Source organism: Novimethylophilus kurashikiensis, assembly GCF_003112435.1.
Classification (GTDB): Bacteria; Pseudomonadota; Gammaproteobacteria; order Burkholderiales; family Methylophilaceae; genus Novimethylophilus; species Novimethylophilus kurashikiensis.
Window position 1 is genome coordinate 34,904 of the sequence record NZ_BDOQ01000006.1, and the last position, 20,580, is coordinate 55,483.

The following is a 20,580-nucleotide window of genomic DNA, read 5'->3' on the forward strand; positions in this document are numbered from 1 at the left end:
TTTTCGTTTATTGGCCGGGGGTAGCCCGGCGGCTAGTTACTTTCTTGTGCTTGCCCACAAGAAAGTAACCAAAGAAGAAGGCACCCCCTGCCACGGTCCTGCGGACTCCCTTGCGCTGCGCGCCAAGCCGGGCGGCTGCGGAACTCGGGCTTGCAGCCCTCAAACAGTCCTCGCCAACGACTCCCGGCTTGACTGTGCTGCTCAGCGCGGCAGAAGGGGATTAGGAGATAGTGGCAATTGCAGGCGGGCCGCCTGCGCTACAGGGAGCTGCCCAGCTGAAACATCAGAACCTCAAATGACAACAGCCCGTCCTAAACAGCTTCAGCAACAATATCCAAAACGATAGCCAACCGCCCTTTCCCCCTGACGTCCCGCCGAGCAGCACAGCCAAGTCGGGGGCTTTCGGCGAGGACTGTTTGAGGGCGTAGCCCGAGTTCCGCAGCCGCCCGGCTTGGCGCGCAGCGCAAGGGAGTCCGGAGGACCGGGGCGTGGGGTGTCTTTTTCTTTCACCGATTTCTTTTGGACAAGCAAAAGAAATCGGTTCGGCTGTCGGGCGAGTCCGACGGTTTTAAGGTTTTAAATCGCCCCCCCCTGGATTCCGGATCAAGTCCAGAATGCCCCCCCTCACCCCAACCCTCTCCCGCAATGGGCGAGGGAGTATAAAAACCAACCCACGCCGCCACATGCTCGGATAACGCAAGCAAAAACCATCAACCATCACCCTCTCATCACAGTCCTCCCCACCTCTCCACCCAGCAACACCGGCCTGGCTTCTGGTTCAGGCACTGCAATGCCTGCACTCCGCAACGTCACCGCCCCCCGATACCACCGCTGCAACACCATCGCTACGTTCACGCACAACATCACCGTAAACCCGACATACAAAAGGCTGAAATTCCTCAATTCGCCTTCGTAGCAGAAGGCAAGGAACAAGGGGAAGCTGATGCCGAAGGCGAGCCAAATATGCTGGCGCATAGCGGGGGAAAGATATTTCCAGCTGTTGCGGACGAGGGTTGCCAACAGCAGCAGGTTGATGATGTTGAGGCCCTTGGGTGTGGGCACGCCATAGTTCACCTCGAACAGGAAATACGATGTTGGCCGCATCAGCCAGCGCAGGTGATCGAGCAACTGGAATTGGGCGAATTCGCCCGGATTGCTGCTGAACTGATATTTGACTAAAACGTTGACGACGACGGCAATCGCCAAGAGCCCGGCTTCGAGGGCTATTGCTCGCTTCACGTTCAGCCTGGCGCGCAGGAAGGGATAGAGCGTAATGACGAACAGCAGGAAAGATTCCTTGTTGAAAGTGGCGACCCCCACCAGCAAGGCCAGCAGCCAAAGATTGCCGCGCATGGCGAGGATGACGGCGAGCGGCATGAACAGGAGTTCGGCGAGGTCATAGTAATAACCGCCTTCGGTGAGAAACACCGGCAAGAGCAAGGCCATGCCCATCGCCGCCAATGTCGCAGCAGGCTGGTCGCCATAGAGGTCGAGGCAGAGCTTGCGCAGCGCGAAAACCGCCGCCACCAGCGAGAGAAAAGCCAGGAAATACAACGTGTAATAACGCACGGCGTAGGCCACGTTGGCGCTATCTACAGCGTTCGGGAAATAGCTATAGATCATGTTGTGGTGCTTGGGATCGCGCGCCAACCAGGATTGAAAGCCGTGGTTGATGCGATTGGGCACAGCGCGCTCTGCGATGTTGGAGAGCGTGGGCAAGAGCTGCCGGTAGACGAATGGCCGTGCTGCCTTGCCTTCGGCAATGGCCATGCCGGAGAACTTGGTGCCGTCGCGGAAATTCCATTTTTCGAAGAATCCGCCGAAGGAGACGGCGGCGACGAAGAAGCAGAGAAAGACGAGAAGCAGCTTGGACGGCCAGTGCTGGAGATGTGCCTGTGCGTTCATGCCGCTATCTTAAAGAGCGCCCGCGTTTTGAATGTTCGCTGGCGAACATACCCGCAAAAAAATTGGTGATGAGATGTCGGGAAATCGATTTTTACCGAAAGAAGACCATGGAACATTCTGAGGTCTGGAATTCCGCCGACTACGCCCATACCAATCACACCGCCATTCCATCCCATCAACTCAAGCCCGGAACCCGCAAGGCCGTCCCGTTGTGCGTGGATCTCGACGGCACGTTGATCAAGACCGACTTGCTGGTCGAATCTTTTCTGGCCTTGGTCAAGCGCAATCCCCTCGCGCTATTCCTGTGCTTCTGGTGGCTGCTGCACGGCAAGGCGCGGCTCAAGGCCGAGATCGCGCAACGGGTGGAGATGGACATGAGCCTCTTGCCCTACCATGCCGAACTCACCGCCTTTTTGCAGGAAGAAGTCAGCCATGGGCGCCGGCTTTACCTGTGCACGGCGGCAGACCGGCAATTGGCGCAGCAGGTGGCCGCGCACCTAGGCATTTTCGATGCGGTGTTGGCGAGCGACGGGCGAACCAACCTTTCCGGCAAGTACAAGGCGGCTCTGCTGAGCGAAAAATTCGGCGAGAGCGGTTTCGACTATTGCGGCAACTCGCACGCCGATCTCGCCATCTGGAAGCATGCGCAATACGCCATCGTCGTCGGGCATCAGGGTGCCGGCATCGTGCGGGCGGCGGGAGCCATCAATCGCAACACCGTGCACTTTGCCCACGACAAGGCCGGCTGGATGCAAGTACTCAAGGCCATGCGCGTCTACCAGTGGGTGAAAAACAGCCTGATCTTCGTGCCGCTTTTGACCTCGCACCTGTTCCTCGACATCAATTACGTGTGGCCCGCCGTAGTAGCGTTTTTCGCCTTCAGCCTGTGCGCTTCGTCGGTGTATTTACTCAACGACATGCTCGACCTGGAAGCCGACCGTCGCCACGCCCGCAAACGCACTCGACCGTTCGCGTCAGGCCAGTTGTCGCTCGTGACCGGTATGTGGCTCACCGGAGGATTGCTGGCTTGCGGGCTCGCGCTGGCACTGCTGCTGCCGATCAAATTCATGCTGGTGCTGGCGGCTTATTACGCGCTGACGCTGGCGTATTCCTTTGCGCTCAAGAAAATGCTGCTGGTGGATGTATTCGCGCTGGCCGGGCTGTATACCTCGCGCATTCTGGCTGGGGGCGCCGCAACGGATATTCCGCTGTCGTCCTGGCTGATCCTGTTTTCCATCACCATTTTCCTCAGCCTGGCCTTCGTCAAGCGCTATTCCGAGCTGCATTCCAAACTGGAGGAAGGCGAGCAAAGCGCGGCTGGGCGCGGTTATCTCACCAAGGACTTGAGCATCCTCAGCACCTTCGGCACGTCGGCAGGTTATCTTGCCGTCATCATCATGGCGATCTACCTCAACGACCCGCAGACCAACCTTATGTACAGCCATCGCTCCGCGCTATGGGGCGTGTTCGCGGGCATGATGTTCTGGGTGAGCTGGATGTGGATGAACGCCTACCAGGGCAAGATGACGGACGACCCCATCGTGTTCGCCCTGAAAAACCGCGTGAGCCTGATGACGATCGGCCTCATCGTGCTCTGCACCCTCATCGCCATCTGACCACGGCGAAGATCACCATGGCTTACACCTTGCTGTTTTTGAGTGCCTGCATGAGCGCGCTGGCGAGCGTGATGATCAAGCTGGCAGGACAGACCCAGTTTGCCTGGGGCTGGGATTGGCAAAGCCTGATGTCGCGGCCGGTGTTCCTCATCGTCGGTGCGTTGGGGGCGTATTGCTTCGGCTTTTTGTTCTACGCCGTCGCCCTTAAGAAGCTGGAACTCAGCATCGCCTACCCCATCATGGTGGCGGCGACCATTCTGTTGATCTACGGCTACGGCCTGCTGCGCGGCGAGAGCATCAATATGCAATCGCTGGCGGGGGCGGGACTAATGATTTTCAGCATCTTCCTCATTTACAGCCGCTAAAACCTTCTAGCTTTTAAAAGCCTCGGTCAGCGCGGCAATCATGTAGCCGTGATCCAGCACCCCGGCGCTTTCGCGCAAGCTGTGCATCGCCCACATCGGCGAACCGACATCGACGCTCGCCATGCCTAACCGCGCAGCGATGATCGGCCCGATGGTGCTGCCACAACCCAGGTCTGTCCGATGAGCATATTGCTGCACCGGCACGTCGGCCGCTTCGCACAACGCCATGAAGCGCGCGGCAGTGTCTGCACCGGTGCTGTAGCGTTGGTTGGCGTTGGTCTTGATCACCGGGCCGCCGTTGACCATGACACGGTGCTGCGGCTCATAGGCAGCAGGAAAATTAGGATGCCAGGCGTGTGCCATGTCGGCGCTGATGAAGAAACTGTTGGCAAAGCTGCAACGCTTGGATTCTTCGTCCAGCTGCGCCGCGGCGTTGATGCGCGCCAGCACGTCTTCGATGAAGCTACCGCCCGCGCCCACCGCGCTGCCGCTACCGACCTCCTCGTGGTCGAACAAGGCCAACATGCAAGTCGCCTCCGGCTGCTCCGTCGCCAGCAAGGCTTTCAGCCCCGCATGGCAAGAGGCCAGGTTGTCGAGCTGGCTGTCGGCGACGAACTCCTGGTGCGCGCCCCAGAACGCGCCTTTTTGCGTGTCGTAAAGACTCAATTCCCAGGTCAGGATATCGCGCGAGACAACCCCAAGATGCGACCCAAGGTATTCCAGGAAAGTATGCTCCGGGGACGTGCCTTCCTGCGCCAGACTGAAAATCAGCGGGAGCTCGCTCTGCTTGTTGAGCTTGAGGCCTTGTTCGTTGACCTCGCGGTTCATGTGGATGGCAAGGTTGGGCAAGCGCACCAGCGCTTCTTCGATGCGCAGCAACCGGGTTTCGAACCCTTCTCCGTTCTTGATGTTGACGCGCCCGGCCAGGCTCAGGTCCCGGTCGGTAAAGGTCGCGAGGATAGGTCCGCCGTAGATTTCCACACCTAGCCGCACCACTCCTTCGCTGGCATGCGACGCCCGCGGCTTGAGTCGCAGGCCGGGCGAATCGGTATGCGCGCCGACGATGCGATAACCGCTTTCGGCTACCGGACGGCTCCCCAACACGAACGCGATGATGGAAGAGCCTCCCCGCACGACGAAATACTTGCCCCCCGCATCGAGCTTCCAACGCTCGGTCTCCTTGAGCGGCTTGAATCCGGCTTGCGTCAGCCGTTGCGCCGCACTTTCGGCAGCGTGCCAGGGGCTGGGGCTGGCGTCGATGAAATCGAGCAGGGATTGGGCTTGGGCGCGGGCTTCGACGGATACGGTCATGATGGATGTAGGACAAGAAAATGGTTCAAGGATACTAAAACCGCGGAGGCGCTGCCATCGGCAGCCTTCAGGCATCTCCCATATGGGTCAGCAGCATCAGGGGCACGGCGCTCACACCGGCCAGCACGATCAGCACAAAATAGGCCCAGCCCAGCACCGAGATGAAGCGGCTGTTGGCGTGATGCCCCATGAGCTTTTTATCCGCCGCGGCTTGCAGGATCGGGTAATAGGTAAACGGCAACACCACGACCGCAAACACCACGGAATATTCGACGATATCGGTGGGATCGACACCGCTCATGGCGATCGCACAGCCCAGCACCAGCGTGCCCATCCACAACCAGGTAAATACGGCGGTCTGCTTGGGCGGACGGTTCTTGCCCCAGGGCAGGTCGAAAAACTGCGCGGTATCGTAGGCGCCGGACAAGGCCGATTCGACGGCCGCGCCGCCCACGGCAAACAGGATGCCGAGCAGCGCCAGGAACATGCCCTTCATTCCCAATCCATCGGCCACGGGGAGCACCGCCGTACTCAGCATCTTGGGATCGATGCCCTGCGGCAGCAGGACTTGTGCGCCGACGATGACCAGGAACATGGTCAGGATGCCGCCCAGCGTGAACCCGACGGCGGCGTTGGAAATATTGCTGGCGGTGTCCTTGTCCGACCAGCCGTCCTCCATGCCGCCGGAGGAATAAAAATGAATCTCGTAGGGCGTGAGGACGGAGCTGAACAGGCCGACCGCGTAATAGCAGTAGGTCAACAGGTTGGCGTTGGGCTGATGCGGCAGGCCGGGCAGCAGCCCTTGGTAGATGCCGTGCCAGTCGGGCTTGAGTTCGATGGCCGCCCACACGTACACCAGCAAGGCCATGCCGAGCAGGCCGAAAATGCGCTCCAGCCAGCGAAACTTCAGAAAATACAACGCCGCTAGCAAGAGCGCCAGCGCCGTTAGCAGCATCATCCGGTAATCGGCGCCGCATAAGAGTTGCAGCACGACGGCGATGCCGCCGATTTCCGCGGCACAGGTTAGTACGTTGACGATGTTGGAAGCGACGAGCACCGCCAAGGCCATGCGGGGTGGCAATCGGTTGCGCAGGACTTCGAACGCCGGCTTGTGCGCAACCGCAGCGATGCGTCCGGCCATTTCCGCGAACAGGATGATGCCCAAGGTCGCCACCACCAGCACCCACAGCAGCGAATAGTCGAATCGGGCGCCGCCAGCCAGGGCGAATACGATGTTGCCCATATCTACGAAGCCGCCGAGCGAGGTCATGATGCCGAGAATAACGTCGAACATGCCTACTCCATCGCTTTGAGGCGCTGCTGCAAGGCGCGGAAAGCACGCGCAGCCCTCTCGACCGACCCCGGCTGGTCTAACTGCCCAGTCGATGCCGCGAGCGCCTGGCCCAACTCGGCGCTGCTTAGCAGGGCCGCGCGCTGCTGCGACGGGACAGGCGGTTGCGGCGGCAATGTCATGATAGTCAGCTCCTCCCGTATCCCGTCGACCTGTTGCTGCAATTTGTCGAGGTGCACCTCGGCGTAGGTCCGGGTCACGTTGGCCTGCTTGAGCTGGTCCAGCAGCAGCGCGCTCTCCGCGGCGATGCTGGCCAATGCACGAATCTTGATCGCCAGGCCGCCTTGCGTGGCGACATTGGCGCTTGCGTTACCCGAAAGCAGCGCGACGATTACGAAGACGATGGTTCGTGACATGAAAAAACTGACGGCGTATTCCATGCCTGCCACTCTCTCCATGCCAGACCACGCCGTCTGTTCGTTATCGCCCCGACCTCAGCAACAGCCGATTTATGTTCGCTACGGAACAGAACGCGCTCGGGCTTTTTGGTGGAATGACGCTGTTTGCCCATTCAGGAAGGGATGCCGTGAACATCGTCGATTTCATGCCGTTGGTGAGAAAAGTGGCGGTGGAAATGCGCAAGCCGCTGCCTGGGAACGTACTGCTCGAGGATTTGATCCAGGACGGCACGGTGGGATTGATTCGCGCCTTCCGCGAGCACGACCCGCAGAAAGATATCCCTTTCCATCAGTACGCCACTCAGAAGATCCGTTGGGCCATCCAGGATGGCTTGCGCGCTGCCGACTGGGCCGAGCGCTCGGTACGCGGCAACGCCAACAAGATCAGCAAAACCTCGCAGGAACTCCAAGTCAGGCTAGGCCGAAAACCTAACTACAGCGAGCTCGCCGATGCGCTGCACCTGCGCGTTGACGACGTTGCCGCCATGATGGGCGAAGCCTTCGGCCACGAATTCGTACGGTTGCACGACGATGACGAGCATGCCGTGCACGACATCCCTGATTCGAGTATGGAACCCTCGGCCATTGTCGAACGACGACACGCCTATTCGCGCGCCGTGAATTGCCTGAAAACGCTCTCGATCAACGAGCGCCGGGCTTTTATCCTGCGGGTGATGTGCGAGATGAGCGGCCAGCAGGCCGCTGAGGAAATGGGCGTGAGCGAATCGCGCGTGAGTCAGCTGCATAAAATCGCCTCGGAAAAGCTTGCTCACTGCTGGAGCTCGCCCAAGCCCATCGTGGAGCGCCGGGCGCATCCACGTCGGCCGCATCCCTAGCATTAATGCGGCTGGCAGCTGCCCGGCTTGTACACCGACCAGAATCCCGAAGTCTTAACCAGTTGCGGCGGGCACGGCGCACCCATGAACAGGCGCCCTGGAATCGAATAAAGGTGACGCACGAAGAAGTAGTCGTAGCGCTCTCCGTGCATCAGCTTCCAACTGAAGGTATGCGGAAACCAGTCGAAGCCGGGCTTGATGCCGGGTAGCCGGTCGGGTCGGTAGCGCACGATCTGCGGCGGAAACCAGGCGAAATTGAAATCGACCAGGCCGTCGTCCTCGGCTTGATACCACAACGGATAATGCGCATAGATCTTGTCGTTGCGATCAACGTCGCTGCGCTGGTCGAGCACGATGGCGGCGGCACGCTGTCGCGGCTGTAGCTGGGATATCAGCTGGTCGAAATCACTCGATTCCTTGCGGAACTGCCAAAAGGTCATGCTGTTCACGGCAAGTACCAGGCCGCTGCCGAACAAGGCGAGGAGGATGGCATAGGGACGCAACGTCGAGAATATCCAATCAATACGTCGAGCCCAGACGTTATTGGGCTTGGCAAGTTGCAAGTGTGCGGGCATCGGCTGACCTGTGAACATCAGGGCATAGGTCGGCAGCACATAGATGGCGAAGCGCTGGTAGAGAAAAGCCGTGTTCCAGGCGAAATCCGGCGTCAGCGAGAACACCAACATGGCGATGGCGAACGGTACACAGCGGATTTTTTCTTCCCACGAGATGCGCAAGCCCAGCACCCATGGCAGTAGGAACAGCAAGGCCACGCCGACCACCTTGATGGTGATATAGCCGTCCTTGGAATTAGGACCCACCGAATACATCAGCGCTTTCCAGGGACGAGATATTCCCAGGCTCCAGCTGAAGGTACCCATCAAATAGGTTTGCATGCCCTGGTTGACCTGCTGGTTGACCAGGAAATACACGACGCACAGCCCGAACAGCCCCGCATAGGGCGCCAGCAGCTTCCAGCCTTGCAGATAACTCTTGCGGCCGAAAAACAGGGCGACGCCGACGATCATGCCGAACAGGAATACCAATCCGTGCGACAACAGCAGCACCGTCCCCGTCGCCAGGACGGCCCACCCCATGCGCCGGGTTTTCTCAACGGCGTAGCGGTCGGCCAGGTAGATGAAGAGCAAGCCCAGGGGCGTCGAGATCAGGAAAGTGAAGAACCCCCATTTGAAGGCAAACCCGAAGAACGGCACCAGGAACAGCCAATCCAACCGGGCATCGCCGCCGAAGTGCCGCCGCAGCATGATGCACACCAGTACGAAGGCGATATAGGCCAGGGAAAGCATGAGTTTCAATGCCGCCGCAATCGGCATGACCATGGAAAGCGGGAGCGCGATGCCGTAACCGATGAGGTAAGGCGTCAACAGGTTGATGCGGAACATATCCGACCAAGGCGAATTTCCGAAAAGGAGATCTCGCAGCAATACGACTTGACCGGCGTGTTGTGGTAGATCGACCATGGGCGGATGCGGCGAAAGCCAGACAATGGATGCGCCCCATAGCATCACCAGCAGGTAAAGCAGTTGTGCGGCCTTGCTGCGCATGGGGTCGGCAACGGATTTAGAAGGTACCGTCGCGAGCGGCGGATAAAACGTTCCTAGCGTATCCATGGGATATCGGCCTATGTCAATTCCGGTCAGGGCGCATTCTGGAGAGCCCCCTGGAAGGTGTATGTACGATGTCCGACGCTAGGTATGAAATATTTATGACAGGACAAAGTTGATCGCCGGTTAGGGTTTGATCCCGCACAGAGCGGCTTTGTTTGCAGGCATAAGGTGATCTCTCACTTGCCGAGAAAACGGCTTCAAAGATAGATATCAGGGGACATACACCCCATCTTCCAACTTTCAAACCATCACTGAAGGAGATTCATCATGAACAAACTCATGATTGCACTTCTTTCCGGTGTATTCGTTTGCACCACCACCTTGAGTCATGCAGCCACCGGCGGCGGGACTGGGGCCGGGGTCGGGACTGGCGCCGGAGCTGGCACAGGAACAGGCGCCGGGACAGGAGCAACAGGAACGACTGGAACCACGGGCAATACCGGCACTACTGGCACTGGAACAACGGGCACGGGAACGACAGGCAGCGGTGTGACTGGCGGCTCCATGGGAACGGGGACAGGCACAGGAACCGATAGCACCGGTACCGTGACTGGGCCTTCCGACTCGGGAACTAACGGCACCGGAGTTACAACGGGTATTGGGACCGGCACTGGTACAGGGGCCGGCGTAGGCACCGGGACAGGAACGGGAACGACAGGAACCACGACCGGCCCGGGCTCCGACATGGGCACTGGTGTTGATTCCGGAATGGGCACCAGCGGGGTAGAAAATGGTTCAAGCACCTCGGGTACGACCAGTACACCATCCACGAATACACGCTCTCGCAGTCCTACGGGTACTGGCACAGGAACCAGTACTTATGGCCCCGGACGGGGTAGCGGTTCTACTGGCACGGGAACAGGAACCGGAACAACCGGCACTGTTCCTTGATACATCCCGACCTTTAATGCAACGGGCATTCACGCAGTGATGCCCCTTAGCCGCCTTTTTCCAGGCGGTCGGCAATACGGCCGGCCGCCTGTTTCAATAACGCGATGCATTCCGCCTGCTGCTCGATACTGAGCCAGCCGGTGATATAAGTCGTGCCGAAGCCAGCGATCGGATAACCGGAAGCATCGCAAATCGCCATACCAAATCCGCTCGTGGTTCGGTCCAGCACGATGTTGTCGTAGACGCCGCAGCCCTTTTCCATCGACGCCCGCACTGCGCGGCGAAATCCTTGTTCGTCGAAGCCTTCGATGCGGTGGTAGCGCGACAGGTTGACGGTGATGATTTCATCGACATCCTCCTGGGCCATGTGCGCAAACATCCCCAGGCATGCCGGGCTCATCCCGAACGGGCCGCGCATGCCGACACGCCCTCGTCCCACCTGGATTTGCGATTGGCTTTCGTAACGGCCGATGCACACCATGTCCAATCCTGCGCGCATCGTCAGATACACCACTTGATCCAACCGTTCGGCCAGTGCGCTCAGTTCGGTCGCTGCGAGACGTTCCAGCGGATTACGACTGATGGCGGTATAGCCCAATGCGGCTAGATCATTACCCAGGTTGAAGCGCGCCGTTTCTGGATCGCGTACCACCCAGCCGAGATCGATCAACGAATCCAGCACACGGTGGATAGTTGGCCGCGGCAAGCCGGTGCGGGCAACCAACTCGGTCAAGGCGCTGCCTTTCCTGGAGCCACGTGCAATCGCAGTCAACAAGACGGCGGCGCGGTTGAGGCTGCCCGCGGTGGATTGAGCAGGGATATCAGGATTAAGCGACATCACGGCAACTCCTTATCTGTAACAGTCCGATATTCGGACTTGTTTTTAATATTAGTGTCTTGACGTCGATCAAACCACATTCCTAACATTCATTCAACGCCGCAGAGACGGTATCTATCCGAATATCCGATATTCGGACATTACAGCAACATCAACGAGAGGAGCAGCACCATGAGCGAAATTTACGGCGCGCAGCACCGCGCCTTGCAGCAGGCGTTCGACACCGAAAAGATGGCCGACCGCGTCGGCGAATTGATCGTGGTCAACGAGGTTGCGCCTGAGCATGCCGGCTTTATCGAAAGCCGCGATATGTTTTTTCTGACCACCGTGGATCACCGCGGCTACCCGACCTGCTCCTACAAGGGCGGTAATCCGGGATTCGTGAAGGTGGTGGACAGCAAGACACTGGCTTTTCCCAGCTTCGACGGCAACGGTATGTTTCTCTCGATGGGCAACATCATGGCGAACGACAAGATCGGCATGCTGTTCATCGATTTCGAGACCCCGCACCGGGTGCGCGTTCATGGCCGTGCCAGCATCGACCGCAACGATCCATTGATCGCGTCTTTCGCAGGCGCGGAGTTGGTAGTACGCGTGGCCATCACCGAAATCTTCATCAACTGCCCGCGCTACATCCACCGTTATCAGCGCGTGGACAGTTCCAAATACGTGCCCCAAGCGGACTGCCCTACCCCCGGCGCGCAGTGGAAACGTATCGATGCCATCCAGGATGTGCTGCCGGATCGCAACAAGGATCTCGCGAAAAAACTGGGCGGCACCATTACCTTCGAGGAATACGGCGCGCTTGTGATGAAGGGCGAAGGTTAAACAGACGGCGTGAAGAATCTCAACAACACGAGGAAAAGATCATGCAAGACACGAAACATGCAGGAAACATCGTACTGCTGAGAGGCGCCGGACTGTGGCTGCTGATGGCCCTGTTGCTGGCCTGGTGCATGGTGGGCCTGAATTTCGGCGTGCCCGGATTGAAGGAAATCTTTGTCGGCAAGTTCACGCGGCTGTTGCAGGCTCATATCGATTTCCTGCTGATGACGGCACTGATCCTGGGTTTTTACGCCGCCAAGGTGCCCCTGCCCTGGCACGTACGCTGGGCCATGGTAGTCGGCGCTTTTACCAACTCGAGCCTGTTCTTGCTGATGGCGATTTTCCCGCAGCTGGATAGCCCCACCCCTGTGGCCGGCTGGGGGCCGGAAGCATTCAAGTATTACCTGCTCACCAGCATCCTCATCACCAGCTACGGCTTCGGCAAAGGCGCTGTCACCGTACTGAAATCCACCTTCAATAAGCCTGTGTCTGCCAACTAACAGATTTTAAACCTGAGGCTGGGCTAGCCTACATGGCCGTCCAGCCCGCATTCCTGCATCACCTTGGCGGCGATTTCTTCAATCGATCGCGTCGTGGAATCGAGCCAGCGAATGTTTTCGCGATGCATCAACTGCTCGGCCTGCTTGACCTCGAGGCGGCAATTATCGAGCGATGCATACTTGCTGTTGGGCCGACGTTCCGAGCGAATCTCATGCAAACGCTCCGGCCGGATGGTGAGACCAAATAATTTTTTGCGATATTGATCGAGCACGCTGGGAAGCTTGCCGCGCTCGAAGTCCTCAGGGATAAGAGGGTAATTGGCCGCGCGAATCCCGAATTGCATGGCTAGATACAAGGACGTCGGCGTTTTTCCGCTGCGCGAGACGCCCACCAAAATGACTTCTGCCTCGCTTAAATGGCGCTCGCTGGCACCGTCGTCGTGCTCGAGAGAGTAGTTGACGGCTTCCATCCTGTGCCGGTAAACGCTATTATCTACAACCCTTCGGCCCTGTCCGATACTGCGGGTCGGCAGCATTCCCAGCTCCTGACCCAGCGGTCCAATAAAAGTTTTGAAAAAATCCAGGCAAAGGGCATCGGCGTGGCAAAACTCGACGCTCACGTCTTCGTTAACAAAGGTCATTAGCAAAATCGGACGCAACCCGTCCTCTTGCGCAGCCTTGTTGATCGCCGGCAGGCACGCCCGCGCTTTTTCCGGGCTGTCGATGAACGGCATCCGGACCTGGTGGAATTCCACACCCGGAAAGTGCGCAAGCAAATTCAGCCCCAGGGTCTCCGCAGAGATCCCGGTGCCATCGGAGATGAAGAATACGCTTCGGCGAGTGGGTTTGATCATGAACCATCCTTGTTGAGCGAGTAGTGGCAGATAATGCCATCCATTTAAAACTTTTTGTGAGATTGAACTATGGCGGATTATGTAATCGGTTTCGAATCGCTGCGCATGACGGACGTTCCCACAGTAGGCGGCAAGAACGCTTCACTGGGGGAAATGATCAGCCAGCTGACAGCCAAGGGCGTACGCGTCCCTGGCGGCTTTGCGACAACCGCTGAAGCCTATCGCGAATTTCTCGCTCAAAACGGGCTCGCCGCCCGCATCAATGCCGAACTGGACAAGCTGGACGTAGAAGATGTCACGGCCTTGGTCGCCTGCGGCAAGATGATCCGCCAGTGGATCATGGATGCGCCTTTCCCTGCTCGCTTGCAGGAAGAAATCGCCGCCCAGTACCAACGCTTGGTCGGCAGCGACACCGGTGCAACGTTCGCCGTGCGCTCTTCTGCTACTGCGGAAGACCTGCCAGATGCATCCTTCGCCGGCCAGCAGGAAACCTTCCTCAACATCCACGGCCTGGACAACATTCTCCACGCCATCAAGGAAGTGTTTGCCTCCCTCTACAACGACCGCGCCATTTCCTACCGCGTGCACAAGGGCTTCGTCCATGCCGACGTCGCCTTGTCCGCCGGTATCCAGAAGATGGTACGCAGCGACATCGGCGCTTCCGGCGTGATGTTCACCATCGATACCGAATCCGGCTTCCCTGACGTGGTGTTCATCACTGCCGCTTATGGTCTGGGCGAAACCGTGGTGCAAGGTGCAGTCAACCCTGACGAATTCTACGTTCACAAGCCGCTGCTGGCTGCCGGCAAGCCAGCCGTGGTACGTCGCAGCCTGGGTTCCAAGCTGATCAAGATGGTATTCACCGGCTCCGTCTCTGCCGGGAAGTCCACCCATACCGTGCAAACCGACGCAAAGGAGCGCAGCGGCTTCGCACTCGACGACGCAGAAGTGCTGGAACTCGCACGCTACGCCGTCATCATTGAAGAACACTATCAGCGCCCCATGGACATTGAGTGGGGCCGCGACGGCAACGACGGCAAGATCTACATCCTGCAAGCGCGCCCTGAGACGGTGAAGTCCCAAGCGGTCGCAGGCACCTCCCAAAGCTTCAACCTCAAGCAGCACTCCAAGGTGCTGACCTCTGGTCGCGCCATCGGCCAGAAGATCGGCCAAGGCCCGGTGCGCATCATCGAAAGCGCCAAGGAAATGCTGCGCGTGGAACCCGGCGACGTGCTGGTGACGGACATGACCGACCCCGATTGGGAGCCGGTGATGAAGCGCGCTTCTGCCATCGTGACCAACCGCGGCGGCCGTACCTGCCACGCAGCCATCATCGCGCGTGAACTCGGTATTCCCGCAGTCGTCGGTTGCGGCGATGCGACCGAAAACCTGGTGGAAGACGAAGTCGTGACTGTGTCCTGTGCGGAAGGCGATACCGGCTACGTCTACAAGGGCGCCCTGGAATACGAGGTGTTGACCTCCAACCTCACCGAGATGCCCCCGCTGCCGACCAAGATCATGATGAACGTCGGCAATCCGGACCTGGCCTTCAGCTTCGCGCAATTGCCGAACGCCGGCGTGGGCCTGGCTCGCCTGGAGTTCGTCATCAACAACATGATCGGCGTGCACCCCAAGGCCATCCTCGACCATACCCGCGTGCGCGAGAGCGTCCGTGAGGAAATCGAACGCCGTTCCCGCGGCTACGCCAGCCCGCGCGACTTCTACATCGAGAAGTTGGCAGAAGGCGTGGCAACGCTGGGTGCGGCGTACTGGCCCAAGCCCGTCATCGTGCGTATGTCGGACTTCAAGTCCAACGAATACCGCAAGCTGATCGGCGGCGACATCTACGAACCCGAGGAAGAAAACCCCATGTTGGGCTTCCGCGGCGCATCGCGTTACGCGGCTGAGTCCTTCGTGGACTGCTTCGAGATGGAATGCCTGGCCATGCGCAAGGTACGCGACGAAATCGGCCTCACCAACGTCGAGTTGATGATCCCCTTCGTGCGCACTATCGACGAAGCCCGCGCAGTCATCGACGTGCTGGCCAAGCACGGCCTGAAGCGCGGCGAGAATGGACTGCGCCTCATCATGATGTGCGAAATCCCTTCCAACGCGTTGTTGGCAGAACAGTTCCTGGAACTGTTCGACGGCTTCTCCATCGGCTCCAACGACCTGACCCAACTCACCCTGGGCCTGGACCGCGATTCCGCGCTGGTAGCTTCCGCCTTCGACGAACGCAACCCGGCAGTGAAGGCACTGCTGTCGCTCGCGATTTCCGCCTGCCGCCGTCTCGACAAATACGTCGGTATCTGCGGCCAAGGCCCGTCGGACCACCCCGACCTGGCCGAGTGGCTGATGGCACAAGGCATCTCTTCCATCTCGCTCAACCCGGATACTGTGGTCGCGACCTGGGAGCGCCTCGGCAAGATGGCGTAACCACTGTCATCGCAGGTAAATCCTGCCGGCAAAACAAAACCGCCGCAGGCCTTCGGGTCTGCGGCGGTTTTTTATTAGGCGCTGCGAAACGCATACGCCAGCGTTTTGTGTAGCTTTAATCTGACACTCACTAATGATTTTCCCTAATTAAAAATACGCTTTGGCCGACTGCCATTGCTTTGCAAACCACTTCAGAATCGAGTTTCTCCTCACCCATCATGCTGATGATTGGCAATGCGCTGAGAGGAATCAAAAAATAACAAAAATCGGGTGAGCTATGAAACACAATTTAAAGGGCGGACATATTATCTCGCCCTGGTTGCGCTTCTCCAGAAATAGGCTCGCTGTTCTAGCTTTGGTTCTGGCAAATTTCCAACCCTTGACCGCAGCAGCAGCCTCCGACACCTCGGCGCAAGAGCTGCTGCGCCAACAAGAGCGACAGCGCGAGTTGCGGAAAGAGATGGAACCCGAGCGCGACGTGCGCTTGCCGCAGCCATCCAGTACGCCCAGCTCAACGCAAATCCCGCTCGGCGAAACGCCCTGTTTCGTCATCCATCAGATTCGACTTGAAGGAGACGAGGCCGAGCATTTTCAATTTGCCCTGCATTCTGTCGTTGATGGGCCGGATTCAGTGGTCGGCTTATGTCTCGGCGGACAAGGCATCAATGCCGTTATTGCTCGATTACAAAACGCGATTGTAGCCAAGGGGTATGTCACCACTCGAGTTCTGGCCGGGGCTCAAGATCTCAAACCGGGAATCCTGAACCTGACCGTCATCCCCGGACGCATTCATGCCATTCGATTCGCACCCGACGCCAGCCCGCGGGGGCGATACTGGAACGCCTTGCCTGCCAAACCGGGTGACCTGCTTAATTTGCGCGACATAGAGCAAGGCCTGGAAAACCTGAAACGTTCCCCCACCTCCGATGCCGATATTCAAATCGAACCATCGGCCGACCCTAACGCCAAGCCGGGCGATAGCGACCTGGTCATCAGTTACCGGCAAGGTTTTCCGTTACGCCTGACATTGAGCGCCGACGACAGCGGGGGCAAAACGACCGGGAAATATCAGGGCGGCATAACCATCTCGGGCGATAACTTGTTCACCCTCAACGATCTCTTTTACTACAGCTACAACCACGATCTTGGCGGCGGCGATCCTGGAGAACGCGGAACACGCGGCTACACGGTTCATTACGAGATTCCTTACGGGTATTGGCTGCTGGGGGTAACGGCCAGCGAGCACGGCTATCACCAATCGGTAGCGGGATTCAGCCAGAATTACATGTATCGCGGCCAAAGCAGCGATGACGAAATCAAGCTTTCGCGCCTGATCTATCGCGACGCCACGCGTAAAACGTCGGTATCTCTCGCAGGCTATCTCAAAACCTCACGCAACTACATCGACGATACCGAAGTCCTGGTCCAACGCAGGCGCATGGCCGGCTGGCAGGCTGGGCTTACGGATCGCGAATATATCAAGAGCGCTATCCTGGATTTAGGACTGTCCTACAAGCATGGTACCGGCATGCTCGCCGCCATGCCGGCGCCAGAAGAAACTTTTGACGAAGGCACATCCCGCCCGAAAATCCTCACGGCCGACGCCCAGTTCAGCCTCCCGTTCCGCCTGGGCAGCCAAGCGCTCAAGTACGCCGGAAGCTGGCGTGCACAATGGAACTACACCCCATTAATCCCTCAGGACCGTTTCTCCATCGGCGGCCGGTATACGGTGCGCGGTTTCGATGGGGAAAACACCCTCTCAGCCGAACGCGGATGGTTGGTGCGAAACGACCTTGGCCTGGCCTTGGGCCAAAGCGGGCAGGAAATTTATATCGGAATCGACTACGGTCAAGTCAGCGGGCCGTCGGCGCAATTACTCGTTGGAAAGCGGCTCGCAGGGGCAGTGCTGGGTCTCCGAGGGGGATACCTGCTGCAACGAATGAATCTCGACCCGGCCTTGACGCAAAAGCGTCTGGGCGACGGATTTTACGAACAAAAGCTCATTCGGGAACAAGTGGCCGAGCTGACCGGGCGGCGGTTTCTTACCGGCTACAGTAACGACGAAGACGAATACAAAGCGCTGATGACGGCGGGGGTAACCTTCGCACAAGCCCATCAATTAGTGCCTGGGGTTGCGCTGACCGACGCGCAAATCGCCCAACTGACCAGCGACATCGTCTGGCTGGTAGAAAAAGACGTCACCCTCCCCGACGGCAGCCAGACTAAAGTGCTGGTCCCGCAGGTTTACGTTCGTCTCAAGGATGGCGATCTCCTCCCTTCCGGCGCGCTGCTCGCCGGGGATGACGTCGATTTCAAGGTTTCAGGTGACCTGACCAACGGCGGCACCATTGCCGGGCGCAATGTTGTCAGCATGACCGCCGACAACATCAAGAACCTCAGCGGGCGTATCAACGGGAATACCGTATCGCTTTCCGCCAGGCAGGACTTGAGCAACATCGGCGGCACCATTGAAGGCGGCGATTCGCTCTCGCTTGAGGCTGGCCGCGATCTCATCGTCAGTAGCACCACCCGCAGCAGCAAGGCTGGTTATGACGTACATGGGGTGCAGGTCGCCACCAGCCGTACCAATCTCGACCGTATTGCTGGTCTTTATGTCAGCAATCCCCAGGGTAGGCAAGGATAGCAAGGGGCAAACCGCCACCGGCGGCAATGCCACACCGGGATTCACCCTCCCCGGCCTCAACGGCTTCAGCGCTACGCCGCCTGTCGCCCTGAGCGCTGGCGACAATGCCAGCAGCACCACGCGAAGCGGTATCAGCGGCGGCAGCATCAGCATCACCAACGAGGCCAAGCAGCAAACCACGACAGGTAAGGATGCCGCCACCACAGTCGCCACCCTCAACCGTGATGTAGCGACCGGCAAGGACACGACCGATGCCCTCGGCAAGATCTTTACCGACCAAACCAAGCAAAACATCAATGCCGGGTTTGAGATCGTGGGGGCGTTTAGTCAGCAGGCTTCGACCTTCCTCGACAACCGGGCTAAGGAAAGCACGGCAGCTCAACAAGCGTTGGATGCGGAGAATGCAAAACCAGCTGATCAGCGCAATCAAGACGTCATTAACCAGGCAACCCAGGTACTTCAAGACAATCAGATTTGGGCCATGGGTGGGACAGGTCGTATCGCACTCACCACTGTCACCGCCGCCTTCAGCGGTAATTTGACCGGCAGCGGTACGGAGCTTGTGCAATCGGCGACCATCCGTACGCTGCAAGCCTTGGGCGCACAAGAGATCAAGCAACTTGCCGACAGTCTGGGAGGCGAAGGCAGCGCAGCCCATACGGCACTTCATGCTGTTCTGGCGTGTGCCGGTGCTGAAGCTACAGGCAGCGATTGCGGTACCGCAGCTCTGGCTGCCAGTGGCGGCGTGATCATCAATACTTTGCTGGATCAGATCGATGGCAAGGGCAGCACAAACCTGACTCCTGCTGAGAAGGAAGCTCGGGCTACCCTGATCAATACACTCATCACCAGCACCACTGCGGCATTGGGCGGCGATGCTGCTACGGCCAGTATCGCGGCAAGAATTGAGACGGAGAATAATGGTTTGAAAGAGTTATTCTTCCCACCTGACTTACCAAAAATGCCATTTTATGGGTATGTCAAAAATCAAGATAAATCATTTACTCTTGTAGAGAAATTCGCATCAATTGACAGAGAAAAGAGTCGAATCATACTGATTGCGCCCGGAGATCGAGTCTTATCTGAAGACAGGGCTTTATATGCTGCTGGTGCAGGTGGAGATGAAGTTAATGGCTATACCGTGATATTTGCTCATGCAACCGATAAAACCATTCAAGGTGTCCGAATGACTGAGCCAGCCATGTTTAATCAATTCGTGGATATGATTAAAAATTCTGGAGCTTGGGAGCCTGGAAAGCCAATCATGATTGATGCTTGCAATGCGGGTAGACTGGATTCCGGCATAGCTAGCGCCTTAGCAAAAGCGTTGAATACAGTTGTTGTAGCACCTACCACACAAACTTGGCAATTCCCTATATGGAGTACTTCAGGAATGACAGGTGCCTTTGAGCCCACCGAACCTAATGGTGATTATCCTAATATCCAAGCACCCGGGAAATGGAAAACATTTGGCCCCAATGGTTCAGTAATTTCGACGTCTAAATATCCACCTAATGCTCCTTTTCAGAAATAAGGTATTTGTTGTGCATAAAAAAATAAAAATCAGTTTAGCAATGATTTTGCTAGCTCTAGGAGTTTATTCGTATTGGGATATATCAAATTGGAAGGCATGTGGAAAAGAGGTTTTGGAAGATGATCAAGATATCAGACCTGCATGTATAAGCGATATTTTGGGGAAAGCAGAAAAAGGCAATAAAAGTGAGATTTATCTATATACACGGCATTTGAGATTAACGGTTTTAGATGAGATCGTTAGCGACAAATCCTTCGCAATTGCAATGGCTAGACAATCAACGCCAACTAAGATGGAGTACTTGCACTGGGTGCGGATAGCTGCAAAAGCAGGATTTTCAGATTACGTGACCGAGTCTTTAGAGCTTTGCCAAGCAGGAGTGCCCTCATTCGATAAATTGCTTATTAAGCAAATTTTTGAAGCATCTTCAGGAAGTGCGCGCGATTTAACACTTGGCTCAACCCCTACAGAACAAAACAATGAAAAGCAACAAATTAATGCACTTGAGAAAAGTTGGTATGAAAGCAAATTTACTCCTTGTAATCCTGAGGCTGCACCCCTGAAAAATCCCGATTTAGAATCCTCAGACTAGTTCCGGCAGAAGGGCAATGGCCGGGAAAATTGATATTAGTCAAACCAGAAAACTGT

17 protein-coding genes are annotated in these 20,580 nt (G+C 57.6%); 10 read left to right on the top strand and 7 right to left on the bottom strand.

From position 1 onward, the window contains the following. Positions 1–717 precede the first annotated feature (717 nt). Positions 718–1,905, bottom strand: a complete 1,188-nt coding sequence (locus NMK_RS07765; RefSeq protein ID WP_109015216.1) for a hypothetical protein — start codon at positions 1,903–1,905, stop codon at positions 718–720. A 107-nt stretch (positions 1,906–2,012) separates the two neighbouring features. On the opposite strand from NMK_RS07765, the gene NMK_RS07770 reads away from it, so the two are divergent. Both NMK_RS07770 and NMK_RS07775 read left to right on the top strand, forming a co-directional pair. Continuing rightward, positions 2,013–3,521 carry a UbiA family prenyltransferase gene (locus tag NMK_RS07770; protein ID WP_109015217.1) on the top strand — a complete coding sequence of 503 codons (1,509 nt, stop codon included), beginning with the start codon at positions 2,013–2,015 and terminating at the stop codon, positions 3,519–3,521. Positions 3,522–3,538: 17 nt separating this feature from the next. Continuing rightward, positions 3,539–3,886, top strand: coding sequence for a DMT family transporter (locus tag NMK_RS07775; RefSeq protein ID WP_109015218.1), 348 nt, complete (start codon positions 3,539–3,541; stop codon positions 3,884–3,886). Positions 3,887–3,892: 6 nt separating this feature from the next. Here NMK_RS07775 and NMK_RS07780 read toward each other — a convergent pair whose 3' ends face one another. The 3 genes from NMK_RS07780 to NMK_RS07790 all read right to left on the bottom strand — a co-directional run bounded on the left by NMK_RS07780 (position 3,893) and on the right by NMK_RS07790 (position 6,946). Beyond that, complete coding sequence (locus NMK_RS07780) at positions 3,893–5,197, bottom strand: M18 family aminopeptidase (RefSeq protein ID WP_109015219.1); 1,305 nt, start codon at positions 5,195–5,197, stop codon at positions 3,893–3,895. A gap of 67 nt (positions 5,198–5,264) precedes the next feature. Next, positions 5,265–6,491, bottom strand: a complete 1,227-nt coding sequence (locus NMK_RS07785) for an NRAMP family divalent metal transporter (RefSeq protein WP_109015220.1) — start codon at positions 6,489–6,491, stop codon at positions 5,265–5,267. Positions 6,492–6,493: 2 nt separating this feature from the next. Continuing rightward, positions 6,494–6,946 carry a hypothetical protein gene (locus NMK_RS07790; protein WP_146187141.1) on the bottom strand — a complete coding sequence of 151 codons (453 nt, stop codon included), beginning with the start codon at positions 6,944–6,946 and terminating at the stop codon, positions 6,494–6,496. 128 nt (positions 6,947–7,074) lie between these two features. Here NMK_RS07790 and NMK_RS07795 point away from each other — a divergent pair, with 128 nt between their 5' ends. Beyond that, on the top strand, positions 7,075–7,782 hold the full coding sequence (locus NMK_RS07795) for a sigma-70 family RNA polymerase sigma factor (protein WP_181376200.1): 708 nt from the start codon (positions 7,075–7,077) through the stop codon (positions 7,780–7,782). A gap of 2 nt (positions 7,783–7,784) precedes the next feature. On the opposite strand, the gene NMK_RS07800 is transcribed toward NMK_RS07795, so the two are convergent. Further along, on the bottom strand, positions 7,785–9,413 hold the full coding sequence (locus tag NMK_RS07800) for a hypothetical protein (protein ID WP_109015223.1): 1,629 nt from the start codon (positions 9,411–9,413) through the stop codon (positions 7,785–7,787). A gap of 264 nt (positions 9,414–9,677) precedes the next feature. On the opposite strand from NMK_RS07800, the gene NMK_RS18260 reads away from it, so the two are divergent. Beyond that, entirely contained in the window at positions 9,678–10,301 is a 624-nt protein-coding gene (locus NMK_RS18260; RefSeq protein ID WP_146187142.1) for a hypothetical protein, read from the top strand. A 46-nt stretch (positions 10,302–10,347) separates the two neighbouring features. Here the strand turns inward: NMK_RS18260 and NMK_RS07805 are convergent, their stop codons facing one another. Further along, on the bottom strand, positions 10,348–11,139 hold the full coding sequence (locus NMK_RS07805; protein ID WP_109015224.1) for an IclR family transcriptional regulator: 792 nt from the start codon (positions 11,137–11,139) through the stop codon (positions 10,348–10,350). Between the two features lie 171 nt (positions 11,140–11,310). Here NMK_RS07805 and NMK_RS07810 point away from each other — a divergent pair, with 171 nt between their 5' ends. Beyond that, the gene (locus NMK_RS07810; RefSeq protein WP_109015225.1) at positions 11,311–11,967 is read left to right on the top strand and encodes a pyridoxamine 5'-phosphate oxidase family protein; all 657 of its coding nucleotides are present in this window, start codon (positions 11,311–11,313) and stop codon (positions 11,965–11,967) included. Between the two features lie 41 nt (positions 11,968–12,008). Continuing rightward, complete coding sequence (locus tag NMK_RS07815) at positions 12,009–12,464, top strand: hypothetical protein (RefSeq protein WP_109015226.1); 456 nt, start codon at positions 12,009–12,011, stop codon at positions 12,462–12,464. A 23-nt stretch (positions 12,465–12,487) separates the two neighbouring features. Here the strand turns inward: NMK_RS07815 and ppsR are convergent, their stop codons facing one another. After that, complete coding sequence (ppsR, locus tag NMK_RS07820) at positions 12,488–13,318, bottom strand: posphoenolpyruvate synthetase regulatory kinase/phosphorylase PpsR (RefSeq protein WP_109015227.1); 831 nt, start codon at positions 13,316–13,318, stop codon at positions 12,488–12,490. A 69-nt stretch (positions 13,319–13,387) separates the two neighbouring features. Between ppsR and ppsA the strand changes: the two genes are divergently transcribed. The 4 genes from ppsA to NMK_RS07840 all read left to right on the top strand — a co-directional run bounded on the left by ppsA (position 13,388) and on the right by NMK_RS07840 (position 20,524). Continuing rightward, the gene (ppsA, locus tag NMK_RS07825; protein ID WP_109015228.1) at positions 13,388–15,754 is read left to right on the top strand and encodes a phosphoenolpyruvate synthase; all 2,367 of its coding nucleotides are present in this window, start codon (positions 13,388–13,390) and stop codon (positions 15,752–15,754) included. A gap of 277 nt (positions 15,755–16,031) precedes the next feature. Further along, positions 16,032–18,398, top strand: coding sequence for a ShlB/FhaC/HecB family hemolysin secretion/activation protein (locus NMK_RS07830; protein WP_109015229.1), 2,367 nt, complete (start codon positions 16,032–16,034; stop codon positions 18,396–18,398). Beyond that, positions 18,367–19,932 (top strand): DUF8616 domain-containing protein, encoded by a 1,566-nt coding sequence (locus tag NMK_RS07835; RefSeq protein ID WP_109015230.1) that lies wholly within the window; start codon positions 18,367–18,369, stop codon positions 19,930–19,932. The genes NMK_RS07830 and NMK_RS07835 overlap by 32 nt, the downstream gene beginning before the upstream one ends. A 10-nt stretch (positions 19,933–19,942) precedes the next feature. Further along, positions 19,943–20,524 carry a hypothetical protein gene (locus NMK_RS07840; RefSeq protein WP_146187143.1) on the top strand — a complete coding sequence of 194 codons (582 nt, stop codon included), beginning with the start codon at positions 19,943–19,945 and terminating at the stop codon, positions 20,522–20,524. Positions 20,525–20,580: the final 56 nt, after the last annotated feature.